Consider the following 16,349-nt stretch of genomic DNA (forward strand, 5'->3'; position numbering starts at 1 on the left):
GCGGGCTGCTGCGGGTCGCAGAGCTCGGAGCCCCGGTGGGACCGCCATCCCCGGAGAAGCCGCCGCCGCTGTCGCCGCCGCCGTTGCGTTCGAGGCTGCCGGCCTCTGCCCGGCGAATCGAGCGGCGCACACGGCTAGTGAGCGGCGGAGCCACCGGGCTGCCCGGCTGGGCCGGCGGCGGCGAATCGCCGGGCGAGCAGGCCGAACGCGTCGGCGAGTTCGCGGGGCTGCACGTCGGAGACGGCCGCGTCGAAGCGGCCGAACGAGGCCGCCAGCGCCACCCACGACCACGATCCGGCGATCAGCCTGCACCGGTTGGGGCCGGCCTCCTCGACGAACCCGTCCCGGACGAACGGGACCACGGCGTGCGCAGGCAGCTCCAGCACGGCTTCGCCGGTGCACGGCCACCCGCCTCCCCGGTCCGAGCCCTTGAAGCGGCCGGCCAGGAAGGCGCGGACGTCCCCGCCGGGCACGGTGCGCGGCGCGAACCGGGGGCCCGTCGGGGTCCCCGGGTCCAGCCGGTCCAACCGGTACACCCGCCAGTCATCGCGGTCGAGGTCCCAGGCCACCAGGTACCAGCGCCCGCTCCCGAACACGACATGGTGGGGTTCGGCGCGCCGGCGCGCCGGTTCGGCAGCGGCATCGCTCCCGGCCGGGACGTAGCCGAACCGCAGCACCTCCCGCGCCCTGACTGCGGCGCTCACGGCGACGAGCACATCGGGGTCGACCGCGGCCGCCGGGGCCGGAAGGCTCGCAAAGCTCACGCCGTCGAGCCGGTGGCGCAGCCGTGCGGGCATGACCTGCCGGACGGAGGCCAGCGCCCGCAGGGCCGCGTCGCCGTCGGCTGCCCCCGATGCCGCGGCGGCCTGCAGGGCGGCCGCGAGGGCGACGGCCTGGTCGTCGTCGAACAGCAGCGGAGGCACCTCCGCCCCCGCATCCAGGCGGTAGCCGCCGTCCGGGCCCTTGACCGCGCGGATCCGGTACCCGAGGTCCCGCAGGCGGTCGACATCGCGCCGCAGTGTCCGGTCGCTGATCTCCAGCCGCTCCGACAGCACCCGGCCCGGCCAGTCGCGCCGCGTCTGCAGCAGCGACAGCAGTTTCAGCATCCGTGCGGGCGATCCGGCCATGGCATTCATGATGCGGGAAGAAGCGGACGGGATATGACCGCTACTGGTGTGAGTCTTGCGTGCGCAGCCGGGAGAGCACCGGCCCACCACGCGAACAAGGAGTCACGGCATGGCCGTCAGCGTCACACCCCACCTGAACTTCCGCGGCGACGCCCGCCAGGCGCTGGAGTTCTACCAGAGCGTCTTCGGAGGCGAGCTCACCGTTGCCAGCTACGCCGACACGGGCAGCACCGACCCCGCGACCGCCGACCACGTCACCTTCGGGCAGGTCGCCGCCGACAGCGGATTCCGCATCATGGCCTACGACGCCTACCCCCATCTGGAGTGGGACCGGGGCCGGGACCCGTTCTTCGTCTCCGTCCGCTGCACCGGCCCCGAAGAGCTCCAGAGCTACTGGGACAAGCTCGCCGACGGGGCAGAGATCCTCCAGCCCATCGGCCCGTCGCCGTGGTCGCCGCTCTACGGCCAGCTCACCGACCGCTTCGGCATCACCTGGGTACTGGACATCGCCGTCGAGTACCCGTCCTCCTGAGCGGCGCCCCACCAGGGCGGCCGTCGGCGGAGCGGCTCCATCCGCACACGGTGCGGATGGAGCCGCGGAGCGGGCGGTGCTGCGGGGGCGGTCCGCCAGGGCCGCTGGTGCTGGGGGAGCGCAGCGGGGCCGGGCGGGACCGCCTCGCCGGGCCGTGGGACCCTGGGCGCGTCGGGGATCGGGGAGTCGCTGCGCTGGTCGCGGCCGGTCTTCTGCCCGGGAGGGGCGAATGCCGCGGGGCTCGACGGCACGAAGGGAAACAGCAGATGGACGACCTGGTCGCGTTCCTGAAGGCGCGGCTCGACGAACGCATGCGGACCGCGCTGGCTGCCGGGGCGACCCCCGGCAGGCGCCGATGGGCCGAGGCTCCCGGCGGTGTGGACGACGCCGAGCACTCCAGTGTGGTCCGCTGGGAGGGGCGCGGAGCGGCGCCGTCTGATGCGCGGGCACAGCACATCGCCGCCAACGATCCCGCCTATGTCCTGGAGGACATCGAGATGAAGCGGCGGCTCATCGAGCAGTACCAGCTCTTGGCGGCGGACCTTCTGCCGTCTGCGGGCCGCGAATACCTTCTGGCCGAGTACCGGTACCTGATTGCGACGATGGCGCTGCCGTTCGCGGACCACTCCGAGTACCGGGACCGGTGGCGCCCCGCATATCCGTACTGAGGCGGCCCGGGGAACGGCAGCCCGCCGCGTGCACACCCCCGAACGCCAGCCACGGCCCGCCCTGTGCCGCTGCGCAGGCGCTGGCCCGGGGCGCGGCCGGTGGCCGCCCGCGCCCCGGGCCGGCTGGTCAGTCTCTGGTGATCGCCGCCACGGGGGGCACGTTGACGGCGTGGCGGGCGGCGAAGAGCGCGGCGGCTCCGCCGACCACCGCAGTGCCCAGCAGGGTCATCGCGAAGAGCCCGACCGGCAGGTCCGAACCGAAGCGGAAGAGCGGAGTGCTCTCGGCGTAGGTATAGACGCCGGTCACGGCGACCAGGCCCCCCGCCGCCAGCCCGAGGAGGCAGCCCAGCAGGGTGAGGAGCAGGGTCTCCACCACCAGGGCCCCGCGCACGGTCGAACGGGATGCACCCAGGGCGCGCTGCAGCCCGATCTCCTGGCGGCGCTCCAGCACCGAGACCCTGAGCGTGTTGGAGATCCCGACCAGCGCGATGAGGACGCCCACGCTGAGCAGCAGGGAGGACAGCGCGGCGATCAGCCCGACATAGGTGTCGAGCTCCGCCTTGTACTGTGCGCTGCTCTCGAAGGAGACCCCCTCCCCGGAGAGCGCGGTCGCGAGGTCGCTGGAGGCCTGTTCCTCGCTGACCCCCTCGGAGTAGGAGAGCCAGACTTCCTGGGTGTCCCCCTCGCTGGTGAACGACGCGAAGTCTCCCGGGTCCAGGAACGCGTAGTTGGTGCCGGCCTCCCGGACCATCGCCTCGACCTGCAGCGACCGGTCGCCGTTGACGAAGGTCAGCTCCTCGCCGTCGGGGAACCCGAAGACTTCACCGAGGAGGGCCGTCCCCGGTTCCACCTGTTCGAGGTGGCCGGGCTCACTGAGGACCCGGGCCGTGTCGGCGTCGGCCGCCACCGCCCGTCCGCCTTCGAGGGCCTGGTGGGGGGCGTCCGCGGAGCCGTCGACGTCCAGCCCGGCGATGTCGATCACCGCGGCCTCCTCGACGGAGCCGACGCCCTCCGCCTTCTCCAGGATCGCGGCCGCCGAACTCTGCTCGTCGTCGATGGTGATGTACACATCGGGTGCAGGGCTGTCCTCGAACACCTTCTCCACCGAGGTGAAGACGGTGGAGCTCCCCGCACCCACCAGTCCGACGAAGGCCGCGGTGACCGTGGCCAGGCCGACGATCGATGCAGAACGGCGCGGGTTGGCCCCCGCGAGCTCCACACCCTCCTCCGCGGCGATCCGGCGGCGCAACCAGGGCAGGCGGTGCAGAAGCCGTGTCGCCGCGACGGTCGCGGGCCGGACCAGCCAGAGGAGCGCCAGCGCCAGTACCGCCGACGCGAGGATCGCTCCCGGGAGAAGCCCAGTGAACGCCGAGAGGCCGAGCCCGGACAGCCCCAGGGCCAGGACGCCCAGTTTCAGCGGAACGAACCTCCCCGCTCCGTGCGCCTTCCCGGTCTCGGCGGAGTCGCGCAGGGCACCGAGCGGGCTGCTGCGCATCGCCTGCGCGGCCGGCCCCACCGCACCGATGACGCACACGACCACACCGGCGGCCACGGCTATGGCCGCGCTGGGGAGGCCGGCCCGGAATTCCAGCGGAACCATCGGGAGCCGGAACACGCCCGCCAGCACGGCGACGGCGAGGGCCACTCCGATCAGGGAGCTCACTGCCCCGACGGCCAGGGCGTCCAGGAGCACGGACCTGAAGATCCGGCCCCGGGACGCTCCCAGGCACCGGCGCAGCGAGAATTCGCGGCGGTCGCGCTCGATCCGCACCGCGAAAACGGAGCGGATCACCAGGAGCAGAACCACGAACGCCAGGGCGGAAACGGCCACGGTCCCCGTGACGACCTGCGAGGCTCCCGGAAGGTCGGCCCGGGCCCGGTCCGAAACGAACTGCTCGGCGTCCACCACGGCGTAGTCCCGCTCGGGGTCCGCCGCGGCGAGCGCGTCGAGCTCCGCAGCCGGCCCTTCGGGGGCGGAGGCCTCGATGAACAGCTGCGAGTATTCGCCGCTGTCGAACGAGACCACCTCCCCGAGCGTCGGCACGCTGCCGTAGAGCACGTTCTGCGCTTCGGGCGCAGGAACCACCGGCGGGGCGTCGACCAGGCCGGAGACCTCCACCTCCGCGTACTCCGTGTCGACCACGGTCTCGAGGATCCGCAGGGAGTCCCCGGGCGAGAAGCCGAGATTGCGGGCGACGGCCGCGTCGAGGAGAACCTCGCCCGTACCGGGCTGGGAACCCTCCAGCAGCTCCGCACCGGGAGGGAGCCATTCCAGTGACCGGACCTGGACCGGGTCCTGCAGGATGCCGCGCTCAACAAAGGCGGCAGTGCTGATCGACGGCGTCACACCGTCGACCCCGGGAACCTCCCGTATCTGCTCAGCGAGTTCCTCGTCCAGCCCGCCCTGCCCGGGAGGAAAAGGCTGCTGAGCGACATAGTCGTACCCGGAGAAAGAGCCGTCAAGGTCGCGTTCGACGGTGTGCCAGAGCGAATCGGTGAAGGTCAGTACCGCCATGAGGAAGCTGACACCGAGCGCCACGGCCAGGCCGACCGATTGAAGGCGGCGCATCTGAGATTTCATCGGTAGTTCTCTCTACCTAGTTGGCCGGAGTGGTCGCGGATTCAGTGGACACGATCGATCCGGCCGTCCACCATTTCGATGGTGCGGTGCGCTCTCTTCGCCGCGTCGAGGTCGTGCGTGACCATCATGATCGCCTGCCCCATTTCGGTGGAGCACCAGGAGAAGAGATCGAGCAGCTGGTTGCTGGTCCCTGAATCCAGGGCACCGGTCGGCTCATCCGCGAAGACGATCTTCGGCCTGCTCATCATGGACCGCGCGACGGCCACCCGCTGCTGCTGTCCGCCCGACATCTGGTTCGGGTAGCGGGCGAGCAGGTCGCCGATACCGAGGCTGTCGACCACCTGCTGGAACCAGGGCCCATCGACCTTCGCGCCCTGGAGCTTCAGCGGATAGACCATGTTGTCCTGCGCGCTCTTGCCGGACATCAGGTTGTAGGCCTGGAAGATGAAACCCGCCGTCGTCCTGCGGGCGCGGGTCAGCTGGCGGTCGTTCATCCGGGTGATGTCGCCGCCGCCGAGGAGCACCGTCCCCTTGTCGACGCTGTCCAGCCCCGACGCGCAGTGCAGCAGCGTCGACTTCCCCGATCCGGAGGGGCCGGTCACCGCCGCGAACTCGCCCGGGCCGACATGGACCGTGACTCCGTCAAGGGCCCGTACGACCTCGTCCCCGGTCCGGTAGAACTTTGAAACGTCCTCGAGTTCCAGCGGGTTGAGATCACTATTGTTCATGAACCAGTTGCTCCGGATTTCTCTTCTCGTGCAGGAGGGCAAATTCGCCCGGGGAAATTGCGGGGACCTTATCAGTGGACCGTCCGCCGGTCACATTCTCGAACCAATGCCCCGGTACAGCAAAGTGTGCCCCTGCGGCATAGGCGGCTTCCCACTCGGATCTGCTGCAGGGCGGGGCTGATCGGGTTCCTGGCCTGTAGCGCCGGCAATTTCCCGAGCCGTCTGCGGATCGTTCTCCGCTGCCGGCGATTCCTCGCGGCCCGCAGGAAAGCGCAAACCGCGGCACACTTCCGCGTCCCTGCGTTCCCGCCGCGGCGGGGAGCTGGGACGCCTCACCATCGGCGGGCCCTTGCGGCACCGGTCCCGCAGGGCAGGCCGCCGGCGCCGACGGCGGCGGCCGGTGCGCCGCTGCGCGCGGGGCCGTCGGTGGGGTACTCGGCCGAGCCGGGGCCCGCGGTCCGCGGAGCCGGCCGCCAGCATTCGGGGCGGCCGCGCCCGCCGGCCGGACGCCGCCGTGCTCGGCAGGCCTGGGCGGATCGGCGCCGCTGGCGAGCGCTGGGCGCGGAGTCAGGCCCGGTCCACCGTCCTCGGACCGATTTATTTCGGGGTATTGACGGAAATAATTCGGCGCCGCATGCTTACCGGCATGCCACCCCAGGACGGCCCGCTCCTGCGTCTGAGACGAAGCCATGTCGAGCTGGTGCTGACGCTCCTGCGCCGCCACGGCCCCCTCTCCCGCGGCAGGATCGGCGAGCTGAGCGGCCTGTCGCGGACGACGCTGTCCGCGATCGTGGCCGACCTGATCGGCACCGGCGCGGTGGTCGCCGCGGCGCCCGAGGCCGCCCGGCGCACGCGCGGCCGGCCGGTGGAGACCCTGACACTCAACCCTGCGGCCGGCCGCGTGGTCGGCATCGACTTCGCGCGCCGGGCGGTGCACGTGGCCGCGGTCAACGTCGCCCACGAGGTCATCGGCACCGCCAGCCAGACCCACGCCGCCGACCTGCCCCGGCGCGACCGGGTCGAACTGGCCGGACGGCTGGTCTCGGGACTGGGCGGGGCCGACACCGACCTGCGGTCGGTGACCGCGGTGGGCGTCGGCGCCGTCGGCCCCGTACCGGACACCGGCGGCGCCGCCCCCTCCACCCGCGATCCCGAGAGCCTGGCCGGGCTGGTCGGCGCAGCGTTCTCCGGCCCCGTGCTCATCGACAACAACACCAGGCTCGCCGCGCTGGCCGAGGCCACCTGGGGCGCGGCGGCCGGCAGCCGGGAAGTCGTCTACATCCGCCTCTCCCACGGCGTCGGCGGCGGCCTGGTGGTCGGCGGCTCCCTGCACCGCGGACCGCGCGGGCTCTCCGGCGAGTTCGGCCACATCACCGCCGTCCCCGGCGGGGCCCCGTGCCAGTGCGGCGGACGCGGCTGCCTGGAGACGGCCGCCTCGGTCGGCGCGGTACTGGAGCGCTACCGCGCGGCCGGCGGCACCGCCGCGGGCTCCGCCGCGTTCGCGCAGGCCGCACGGGAGGGCGAGGCAGCGGCCCGCGCCGTCCTCGCGGAGGCCGGTGAGCGGATCGGAACGGTCCTTGCGGGCCTGTGCAACGCAGTCGGCCCCGGACGGGTCGTCGTCGGCGGCGAGCTGGCCGCGGCCGGAGCAGCCCTCTTCGACCCGGTCGAGGCGGCCCTGCGCGCCCATCTCATGCCGATCTCGCGCCCCTGGGTCGATCTGCAGCCGGCCCGCCTCGGCGAGACCGCGGGCGCCCTGGGCGCCATCGCTCTCGTCCTGCACGATTCACCCCTGCTGTCCCACTACTCGGCGCACCCCGCCACCGAGGAGGACTCATGAGCGCCCCGCCGATCCGCCCGGAGCCCCCATGGCCGTGACCTCTCCGCCGACCGAACAGGCATCGGCGCGGCGGCGCTCGGCGCCGCGGCCGCACCGCTCCCGCGCGCTCAACGCGGCCGCGCTCGCCGGTGGACTCGCGCTCTGGGCCGCCGCCTCAGCGATCGGCCTCGCCGACCTGCCCGGCCCCGCCGAGGTGGCCGGCCGCGGCTGGGCCATGGCCGCCGACGGGACACTGGCCGGCGACGCCGCGGCCAGCCTCAGGCGCGTGCTCACCGGATTCGCCCTGGGCACCGCCCTGGCCGTGCCCGTCGGCTTCCTGATGGGCTGGTACGCCACGGCCCGCGGGCTCCTCGAGCCCTACATCCAGTTCTTCCGCATGGTCCCGCCGCTGGCGATCATCCCGCTGGCGATCGTGCTGCTGGGGATCGGCGAAGTGCCCAAGATCTTCGTCATCTTCCTGGCCGCCTTCCTGTTCAGCGTCGTGGCGTCGCTGCAGGGGGTGGTGGACGTCGACCGCACGCTCATCAACGCCGCGCGCGTCCTGGGCGCGCCGGACCGGACCATCTTCCTCAAGGTCGTCATCCCGGCATCCGCCCCGTTCATCCTGGTCGGGATGCGGACCGGGCTGGGCGCCTCCTGGGCGACGCTCGTCGCCGCCGAGCTGATCGCCGCCCAGCAGGGGCTCGGATTCCGCATGCAGCAGGCACAGCTCTACTACGACCTTCCGACGATCTTCGTCGGGCTGATCTCCATCGGGGTGCTCGGCATGGTGATGGACCGGCTGCTCCTGCTCGCCGAACGGCGCCTCACCGGCTGGCAGGAGCGCCGATGACCCACGCGACCAGCAAGATCGAATTCCGCCGGGCCTCCAAGGCCTTCCCGCTGAAGGACTCCTTCGTCAGCGCGCTCGACGGCGTCTCCCTGTCCATCGCCGACCGGGAGTTCGTCACCGTCGTCGGCCCCTCCGGGTGCGGCAAGAGCACCCTGCTGAACCTGGCGGCCGGCCTGGACGAGCCGACCTCGGGCGACGTGCTCGTCGACGGGCGGCCCGTCGCCGGGCCGGGCCCCGAGCGCGGCGTCATCTTCCAGCAGTACGCGCTCTTTCCCTGGCTGACGGTGCGCCGCAACGTCGAGTTCGGACTGCGCATCGCCGGTGTCGGCGCCGAGGAGCGCCGGCGCCGGGCCGAGCGGACCATCGACCTGGTGGGCCTCACCGAATTCGCCGACGCGCTGCCGAAGACCCTCTCCGGCGGAATGAAGCAGCGCTGCGCCATCGCCCGCGCCTACGCCGCCGACCCGCAGGTGCTGCTGATGGACGAGCCGTTCGGCGCGCTGGACGCGCTGACCCGCGTGCACCTCCAGGACCAGCTGCTGGACACCTGGACCCGGGAGCAGCGCACCGTCCTGTTCATCACCCACGACGTCGACGAGGCGGTCTACCTGGCCCGGCGGGTCGTCGTCATGGCGGCGCGCCCGGGCCGCATCCACCGGGTGATCGACGTCGACCTGCCCTACCCCCGCACCGAGGAGGTGCGCCTCTCCCCGGAGTTCGGAGCCATCCGCAACCGCGTGTGGCACTCCGTGTACCACCAGGAGTCCGCGCACCCGGCTTCCTAGCGCGGCCCGGACGAGGACGTACCGGCCGCACCCCCACCGCCGCCCCTCTCCGCAAAGGACCCCTTATGGGCATCACCGACCGCACTCCCGTTCCCGTACTGGGCGCACTGGCGGTGTCGCTGTCGATCACCGCGTGCGCACCCGACTCCGGCGGCGCCGAGGAGGTGGCCTTCGGCTACATCAGCGACTACAACGGCGCCAGCCTGCTCGCCATCGCCGAATCCCAGGGCATGTGGGACGACGCCGGACTCTCCGTCGGCGTCGAGAACTTCACCAACGGCCCCGTGCAGGTCCAGGCGCTGGGCTCCGGAGACCTCGACTTCGGCTACATCGGCCCCGGGGCGATGTGGCTGCCCGCCAGCGGCCAGGGCGACGTCGTGGCGATCAACACCCTCACCTACGCCGACCGCGTCATCGCCCAGCCGGGCCTGGACTCGATCGAGGACCTGGAAGGCCGGAAGGTCGGCGTGCCCGAAGGGACCTCCGGCGAGATGGTGCTCAACTTCGCCTTGAAGGAGGCCGGCATGTCCCCCGACGACGTCGAGAAGGTGCCGATGGAGGCCTCCACCGTGGTCTCCGCCTTCTCCGCGGGCCAGATCGACGCCGCGGGGATCTGGTACCCGCTGATCGAGACCATCGAGGCCGAGGTCCCCGACGTCGAGGAGGTGGCCAGTACCCGCGACATCGAGGGCACCGTCTTCCCCACCGCGTTCGTCGCCGGAGACGGCGTCGACGAGGAGACGCGCGCCGCGGTGGTCGGCGTACTGCAGCAGGCCAACGACTGGCGCGCCGAGAACCCGGAGGAGTCGGTAGCCGAAGCCGCCTCCCTGCTCGGCGTCCCCGAAGAGGACGTGGCGGCCGACGCCGCCAACGTGGAGACCATGCCCACCGCGGACCTGGTCGAGGCCACCGAGGACGGCACGGCCGACGAATGGCTCAACGGGCTCGCGGAGTTCTTCGTGGACACCGGGCAGCTGCCCTCCGTCCCCGACCCGGCCGACTACTACACCGGTGACCTCTACACGGAGGCGTACACGGCGTGAACCAGCTCTTCCTCATGACCGACCAGCACCGCGTCGACACGCTCGGGTGCTACGGCAACCCGCACGTGTCCACCCCCAACCTCGACCGGTTGGCGGCCTCGGGCACCCGCTTCGACCGCTGCTACACCCCCACCGCCATCTGCACCCCCGCGCGGGCCAGCCTGCTCACCGGGCAGGCGCCGTTCCGGCACCGCCTGCTCGCCAACTACGAGCGCAACGTGGGCTACCAGGAAGACCTGGACCCCGGCGTGTTCACCTTCCCCGAAGCCCTGCGCGCGCAAGACCACCAGCTCGGCCTCATCGGCAAGTTCCACGGCGGCACCCACCGCACCGCCGCCTCCTTCGGCTTCGACGGCCCCGACCTCCCCGGCTGGCACAACCCGGTCGATCACCCCGACTACCGCGCCTACCTCGAGGAGCGCGGGCTCGAGCCGTATGCCATCGCCGAACCGGTCCGCGGAACGACCCCCAACGGCAATCCCGGCAACCTCCTGGCCGCGCGGCTGCAGCAGCCGGAGGAGGCGACGTTCGAGGCCTACCTGGCGACGCGCGCCATCGAACTGCTGGAGCGGTACGCCGCTGACGGCCGCCCGTTCTTCCTCGCCACCCACTTCTTCGGACCGCACCTGCCCTACCTGGTGCCCGACGAGTACTACGACCTCTACGACCCCGCCCTCGTCGAACTCCCGCCCTCGATCGCGGAGACGTTCGAAGGCAAGCCCTCCGTCCAGCGGAACTACAGCGCCCACTGGACGTTCGACACGATGCCGCTGGAGGCCACGCGCAAGCTCATCGCGGTCTACTGGGGCTATGTGACGCTCATCGACACCCAGATCGGGCGCATTCTGGACCGGCTCGACGCGCTCGGGCTCGCCGACGAGACCGCGGTGTACTTCACCGCCGACCACGGGGAGTTCACCGGATCCCACCGGCTGCACGACAAGGGGCCCGCAATGTACGAGGACATCTACCGGATCCCCGGCATCGTCCGCATCCCGGGAGCCGGACCGCAGGTGCGCGAGGAGTTCGCCGGACTGACCGACTTCACCGCGACCATCCTGGAACTCGCCGGATGCGACCCGGAAGCGGCGGTGGACGGCCGGAGCCTGGTCCCGCTCGTCCGCGGCGAGGCGCAGCCCGAATGGCCCGGCGAGCTCCTGGCCGAATTCCACGGGCACCACTTCCCCCACCCCCAGCGGATGCTCCGCGACGACCGCTACAAGATCGTGGTGAACCCGGAATCGGTCAACGAGCTCTACGACCTCGACACCGACCCGCACGAGCTATGGAACCGCTACCGCGATCCGGAGCTGGCCGGCGTCCGCGACCGGCTCCTGAAACGGCTCTACACGCTGCTGCGCGAGCGCGGCGACAACTTCTACCACTGGATGACGTCGATGTATCCGGTCGGCGCCGCCGACCACGACCCCAGCCTCAGCGCCTTCGAAGCAGGCCGCGCGACCGCGCACGGTGCGCGGTGAGCCGCGGGCGCGGCCTCAGGCGCCGCACCCTCTTCACCGCCGGGGCCGGAGCGGCGGCCGCCGCGGCGCTGCCCGCGGGCCCCGCCCGCGCGGACGCGCCGGATGCGGCGGGCGCCCCGGAGAACTGGCCCGACCCGCAGCCCTACGGCCGTGCCGACGTCCGGCCCGACCTGTGGCCGCGCAGCGACAACTCCTTCGTGCTTCCGCTGGAGCTGCGCCCCCGCGACGAAGAGCTCGGCCGCGTCTGGATACGCGACACCTACGTCAACTGCTTTATCGAGAACGGTCGGCCGGTCTACGTGGCGACGGGCACCACGCGCGTCGCCGGACTCGACGTCGCCGCGCCCCACAACGACGGCATCTTCGTCTGGGTCGCACCGGCGCTGGAAGGGCCCTGGCGGCTCGCTGACACCACCGCGGTGCGGCCGGACGCGGAGAAGGGGAAGGTGTGGTCGCCCGAGTTCGCCGCCGAGAACCGGCCGGGGCGCACGGTGGTCGCCCCCTGGCAGGAGTACTGGCACGACGCCGAGTTCGGCAAGCGCGGACAGGCGTGGGCGCCGGAGATCCACCTCTTCCGCGGCACCTGGTACATCGTCGCCTGCATGGGCGACCACTCCCGCAAGGTCGGTTCGTTCCTCCTGGTCAGCGAGGGCGGCGCGGAAGGGCCGTACCGGCTCGCCGAGGGCAACCGGGACAAGCCCTTCGGTGATCCGTTCGAGGGCGGGCCGGACTTCATCGCGCCGGGCGCCTACCACCCGATCGACGGCGGCCTCTACACCGAGGACGGCCGCGCATGGCTGGTGCTGCACAACGACTTCTTCGCGCGCTTCGGCGACGACATGGAGGACATCGTGCCCGCGACCGGCCTGCCCCGCTTCGAGCAGGTGCCCTACGACCCCGAGCCCTACCTGGAGGGGGCCTACGTGCACAAGCACCGCGGGCGCTACTACCTGATGCACGCCGCCTGGAACCGGGCGGCCGGCCCGGACGGGGACGGGCCCCCGTACGCCTACCTTCCCTCGGGCTCGGGGCGGGAGCAGTACCACTACGACACCGTCGCCGCCGTTTCCGACCGGTTCGAGGGCCCCTACTCGCCGCGGTGGACCCTGGGCGTCGGCATCGGGCACGACAACGTCTTCGAGGACCATCGCGGGCAGCTCTGGGCGACGTTCTTCCGCAACCCGGTCGCCGGGTACTGGTCGGACCCGGCGCGCGTCGGCGACGCCGCCGCGGCCGGGGTCGTGCGGCTGGAGTGGACCGGGCCGCACGGCAACCGCCTCTACGTGCGGCGCCGCGCGGAGGGCGGCGGTACCGCGGGCTGACCGTCCGCGGCCGCGGGGGGCGGACTCCGTGCCCGCCCCCCGCGGTGTCAGCGCGCCACGCGAAAGCCGGTGTTGCCGCTGGAGCTGTCCGGTGAATTGCCCATCCGCGCCGAGGTGCGGTACCGGAAGCAGTAGGAGTCGTGGCACAGGTGGGAGCCGCCCTTGAGAACGCGGCTCTGGCCGAAGCGCGGCCCGGGCGGGTCGGTGCGCGGACCCGCCCGGTGGAAGCGGGGGTTGAACCAGTCCGCGCACCACTCCCACACGTTGCCCGTCGCGTTGTACAGGCCGAAGCCGTTCGGCGGGAAGGCGTCGACCGGGCAGGTGCCCGCATAGCCGTCGTCCGCGGTGCCGCGGTCGGGGAAGGCGCCCTGCCAGACGTTCATCCGGTGCTCTCCGCCCGGCTCGCGTTCTGCTCCCCACGGATAGGGCTGCCCCGCCAGCCCGCCGCGGGCGGCGCACTCCCACTCCGCCTCGGTCGGCAGGCGGACGCCGGCCCACCGGCAGTAGGCCAGCGCGTCGTCATGGGACACGTGGACGACCGGGTGGTCTCCGCGCCGCCGCAGCCCCGAGCCCGGCCCCTCGGGCCGGCGCCAGTCGGCGCCGTGCACCTGCCGCCACCACGGGGCCGCCGCCACGGCAGGCCCCGCTGCCAGCCGGCGGGGCAGGAACCCGGCGAAGACGAACGTCCAGCCGAACCGCTCGGCATCGGTGCTGTAGCCGGTGGCGTCGGCGAAGGCCGCGAACTCGTCATTGGTCACCGCGGTCGCGGCGATGGAGAACGCGCTGAGCACGACCTCGCGGACCGGCCCCTCCCCGTCCTCGGGGTAGGGCCCCTCATCGCTGCCCATGAGGAAGGCCCCCTCGGGAACCTCGCACCAGCCGCCGTGCGGCCGCACCCGCTGCGGACCGGGCGCGACCGCGGCAGGCGCCCGCCCGGACGCGGCGCCCCCGCCCCGGCGCGGCGCGCAGCACGCCGGGGGTGCATCGGAACCGGACGACTCCGTGCTCATGGACTGCTCCTTCCCGCTTCCAGGGGCAATCTGGCGGACCGCGTCTCATTCTGCCCGCGCCGGTTCGCGCGGTGCACGGCGGATCCGCCGTGCCGCGACCGCCCCAGCCCTCGCGGCCCGGCGGCAGGCCGGCCGCACCGGCGCCGGACGCGGCCGCTGCTGCCCTCTCATTCCGGATGGCTGCTGCGCCCGAGCCGGCAGGGGCCGCCCCGGCAGAGGAGCGGGCCGGCCCATTCGGGGCGGACCGTGCGCACGGCCATTCCCCAATCATGCAGTTGCGCTGGCAATTCGACACCGGAGTGGTGTGCGTAAATCGCGTTGGTGTCGATTTTGCGAAAGGTTAATCCAGTGGATGCAGCTGACGTGTGCGGGTGTCGGGGAACTCGGCGAGGAGAAGGAGTGAGTCGCATATTCCGAGGTCGCGGAAAGGGTGGACGAGGTGCGCTCATTTGAGCGGTTGGAGGGTGTGGCGGAGTCGGGTTCTGTCGATTGTTGGCGTGCTGAGTTGCGTATCAGTCCGCTGATCTGCGCGAATGGAAATAGTGGGCGGCTGCGTGCCTGGATACCCCGTTATTGTGGGCCCCCGGGCTCATTGGATAGCAGCCTATCCCTTTCTTGGGGTGAGGTGTATGGTGGCGTCCCGTCACCGGCTGAAGGCGGAACTGATGCCTTCGCGCGCCCTTGTGGAAATGGACTGGGGAGGGCGTTCAGGACGGCCAGCGGCTGGTGTCGGAATGCCGTGATGTTTGTTCAGGAGCCCTTCGCAGTGAAAACGAGGGTCTGCCATGTCGAATACAGTCCGCTCTCCCCGGCCTGTGCATCCGAGGGAACGGGCCCGGCGTCGGGCCCTCAGCCGCATAGTGGTCGCACTGGGGGCCTTTTGGGCGGCGGTGGCCCTGGTCGTCGTCGAGCCCCAGCTTCCCGACAACGTGGTCGAACTGCCCGGTGGGGACGAGCTCACGGCCCAGGTGCAGGCCGTCGCACCGCAAGGCTGGGCCTTTTTCACCCGCTCGCCGAGGGAGGAGAAACTCACCGCCTGGCAGCCGGAAGGGCAGAGCTGGGAGTCGGCGATGCGGGCGCCGCACGCAGAACCCGGCAACGCCTTCGGCCTTGACCGGGCCTCGCGCGCCCAACCGGTCGAAGCAGCGATTCTCAGCGCCCAGGTGCCAGAGGACGCCTGGACCGAGTGCAATTCCACCCCGCTCCGGCGCTGTCTGGAACAGGAGGAGGCGGCGACCGCGGTGGAGGGGGCCCAGCCGGAGCCCAGCCTGTGCGGCCGGCTGGCCCTGGTCGCCCAGGAACCCTGGCCATGGGCCTGGGCCGAATCCTCGGGTCAGGGTGAGATGCCGGCCCGCATCGTCCGCCTGGACGTCGCATGCTGAACGCCCTCGACTCCTTTGCCGACCGGTGGTCGCGCACATCGCCGTTCACCGACGTCTACGGCCTCGCCCGCACCCTGCTGGCGCTCAGCATGCTCGGAACCTTTCTGGCCACCTCCGCCGATTCCGTCTTCCGCCCGCTCTTGGGGGCTCCGGACTATCCGCACTGCTCAGGGGTGAGCGCGGCGAGCCTGTTCTGCCTGGTGCCGGCAGACCAGCTGCCATGGGCGCGGCTGATCGCCATCGCCGTGCTGGTGGTGGTCGCCTCGGGATGGCGTCCGCGGGTGACGGCCCTGCCGCACTGGTGGGTGGCGTGGAGCTTCCAGGCGTCCGCCGCCCTGCCCGACGGGGGAGACCAGGTCCACGCCGTCCTGGCGCTGCTCATCCTGCCCGTGGCGCTGCTGGACCGCCGCCGCTGGCACTGGCAGCGGCCCGCCCCGGTCGCACGCACCGCCCCGGTCGCCGCGCTCGCCGCTGTCCTGGCCGCCTGGTCCGCGCTGTTCGTCGCGCGGCTCCAGGTGGCGTCCATCTACCTGCAGGCCTCGGTGGCAAAGCTGGCCGAGCAGGAGTGGGTGGACGGAACCTCGATCTACTACTGGTTCCACGATCCGCTCTTCGGTCTTCCCGCCTGGGCCGCGCCCTGGCTGGGCCGGGTGGTCGAGACCGCCCCCGGGGCGGTGGCCCTGACCTGGGGGCCGATCATGATCGAGTTCGCGCTCTTCCTCGGGCTGGTGGCCCGCCGCCCGGTGCGCCCCGCACTGCTGCTCCTCGGAGCCGCCTTCCACCTGGGCATCGGCGTCTTCATGGGCCTGGGCAGCTTCATGCTCGCCATGTGGGGGGCGCTCATCCTGTTCCTGCGCCCCAGCGACCTGCATTTCGGCATCGCGGAGCGCACCGCAGCCCTGGCTGCGCGAGTCCGTCCGCGGCCCACCGCCGCTTCCGCAGCCTTCGGCACCGCTGACGAGAAGGGAGGGCCGACCGCGACCGAACTGGAGCCCCGATGAACCGGGTGCGCCCCGCACCC

At 72.1% G+C, this 16,349-nt stretch carries 14 protein-coding genes; 10 read left to right on the top strand and 4 right to left on the bottom strand.

Annotation, left to right across the window (positions count from 1 at the left end; translation table 11 throughout):
* Nucleotides 1-134 precede the first annotated feature (134 nt).
* Entirely contained in the window at nucleotides 135-1,127 is a 993-nt protein-coding gene (locus tag ACYVGT_RS01405) for a helix-turn-helix transcriptional regulator (RefSeq protein WP_460854484.1), read from the bottom strand.
* A gap of 109 nt (nucleotides 1,128-1,236) precedes the next feature.
* Between ACYVGT_RS01405 and ACYVGT_RS01410 the strand changes: the two genes are divergently transcribed.
* Nucleotides 1,237-1,659, top strand: a complete 423-nt coding sequence (locus tag ACYVGT_RS01410) for a VOC family protein (protein ID WP_460854485.1) — start codon at nucleotides 1,237-1,239, stop codon at nucleotides 1,657-1,659.
* 266 nt (nucleotides 1,660-1,925) lie between these two features.
* A complete protein-coding gene (locus tag ACYVGT_RS01415; RefSeq protein ID WP_460854486.1) occupies nucleotides 1,926-2,327 on the top strand; it encodes a DUF6221 family protein in 402 nt (133 codons plus the stop codon).
* Between the two features lie 127 nt (nucleotides 2,328-2,454).
* On the opposite strand, the gene ACYVGT_RS01420 is transcribed toward ACYVGT_RS01415, so the two are convergent.
* Both ACYVGT_RS01420 and ACYVGT_RS01425 read right to left on the bottom strand, forming a co-directional pair.
* Nucleotides 2,455-4,908 (bottom strand): FtsX-like permease family protein, encoded by a 2,454-nt coding sequence (locus ACYVGT_RS01420; protein WP_460854487.1) that lies wholly within the window; start codon nucleotides 4,906-4,908, stop codon nucleotides 2,455-2,457.
* Between the two features lie 41 nt (nucleotides 4,909-4,949).
* Nucleotides 4,950-5,636, bottom strand: a complete 687-nt coding sequence (locus tag ACYVGT_RS01425; RefSeq protein ID WP_460854488.1) for an ABC transporter ATP-binding protein — start codon at nucleotides 5,634-5,636, stop codon at nucleotides 4,950-4,952.
* 646 nt (nucleotides 5,637-6,282) lie between these two features.
* Between ACYVGT_RS01425 and ACYVGT_RS01430 the strand changes: the two genes are divergently transcribed.
* From ACYVGT_RS01430 to ACYVGT_RS01455, 6 genes are all read left to right on the top strand, one after another.
* A complete protein-coding gene (locus ACYVGT_RS01430) occupies nucleotides 6,283-7,473 on the top strand; it encodes an ROK family protein (protein WP_460854489.1) in 1,191 nt (396 codons plus the stop codon).
* Between the two features lie 28 nt (nucleotides 7,474-7,501).
* Entirely contained in the window at nucleotides 7,502-8,305 is an 804-nt protein-coding gene (locus ACYVGT_RS01435; RefSeq protein ID WP_460854490.1) for an ABC transporter permease, read from the top strand.
* Complete coding sequence (locus ACYVGT_RS01440; RefSeq protein ID WP_460854491.1) at nucleotides 8,302-9,090, top strand: ABC transporter ATP-binding protein; 789 nt, start codon at nucleotides 8,302-8,304, stop codon at nucleotides 9,088-9,090. Before ACYVGT_RS01435 ends, ACYVGT_RS01440 begins: the two co-directional genes overlap by 4 nt.
* Nucleotides 9,091-9,155: 65 nt before the next feature.
* Nucleotides 9,156-10,133 carry an aliphatic sulfonate ABC transporter substrate-binding protein gene (locus ACYVGT_RS01445; RefSeq protein WP_460854492.1) on the top strand — a complete coding sequence of 326 codons (978 nt, stop codon included), beginning with the start codon at nucleotides 9,156-9,158 and terminating at the stop codon, nucleotides 10,131-10,133.
* Nucleotides 10,130-11,614 carry a sulfatase-like hydrolase/transferase gene (locus tag ACYVGT_RS01450; RefSeq protein WP_460854494.1) on the top strand — a complete coding sequence of 495 codons (1,485 nt, stop codon included), beginning with the start codon at nucleotides 10,130-10,132 and terminating at the stop codon, nucleotides 11,612-11,614. Before ACYVGT_RS01445 ends, ACYVGT_RS01450 begins: the two co-directional genes overlap by 4 nt.
* Nucleotides 11,611-12,936, top strand: a complete 1,326-nt coding sequence (locus tag ACYVGT_RS01455; protein WP_460854495.1) for a family 43 glycosylhydrolase — start codon at nucleotides 11,611-11,613, stop codon at nucleotides 12,934-12,936. Before ACYVGT_RS01450 ends, ACYVGT_RS01455 begins: the two co-directional genes overlap by 4 nt.
* Before the next feature lie 47 nt (nucleotides 12,937-12,983).
* On the opposite strand, the gene ACYVGT_RS01460 is transcribed toward ACYVGT_RS01455, so the two are convergent.
* Complete coding sequence (locus ACYVGT_RS01460) at nucleotides 12,984-13,946, bottom strand: formylglycine-generating enzyme family protein (protein WP_460854496.1); 963 nt, start codon at nucleotides 13,944-13,946, stop codon at nucleotides 12,984-12,986.
* A gap of 890 nt (nucleotides 13,947-14,836) precedes the next feature.
* On the opposite strand from ACYVGT_RS01460, the gene ACYVGT_RS01465 reads away from it, so the two are divergent.
* A complete protein-coding gene (locus ACYVGT_RS01465; protein ID WP_460854497.1) occupies nucleotides 14,837-15,328 on the top strand; it encodes an SdpA family antimicrobial peptide system protein in 492 nt (163 codons plus the stop codon).
* Nucleotides 15,322-16,329, top strand: coding sequence for a sporulation-delaying protein SdpB family protein (locus ACYVGT_RS01470; RefSeq protein WP_460854498.1), 1,008 nt, complete (start codon nucleotides 15,322-15,324; stop codon nucleotides 16,327-16,329). Before ACYVGT_RS01465 ends, ACYVGT_RS01470 begins: the two co-directional genes overlap by 7 nt.
* The last annotated feature ends 20 nt before the right edge of the window (nucleotides 16,330-16,349 follow it).

The organism is Nocardiopsis coralliicola (assembly GCF_054779695.1).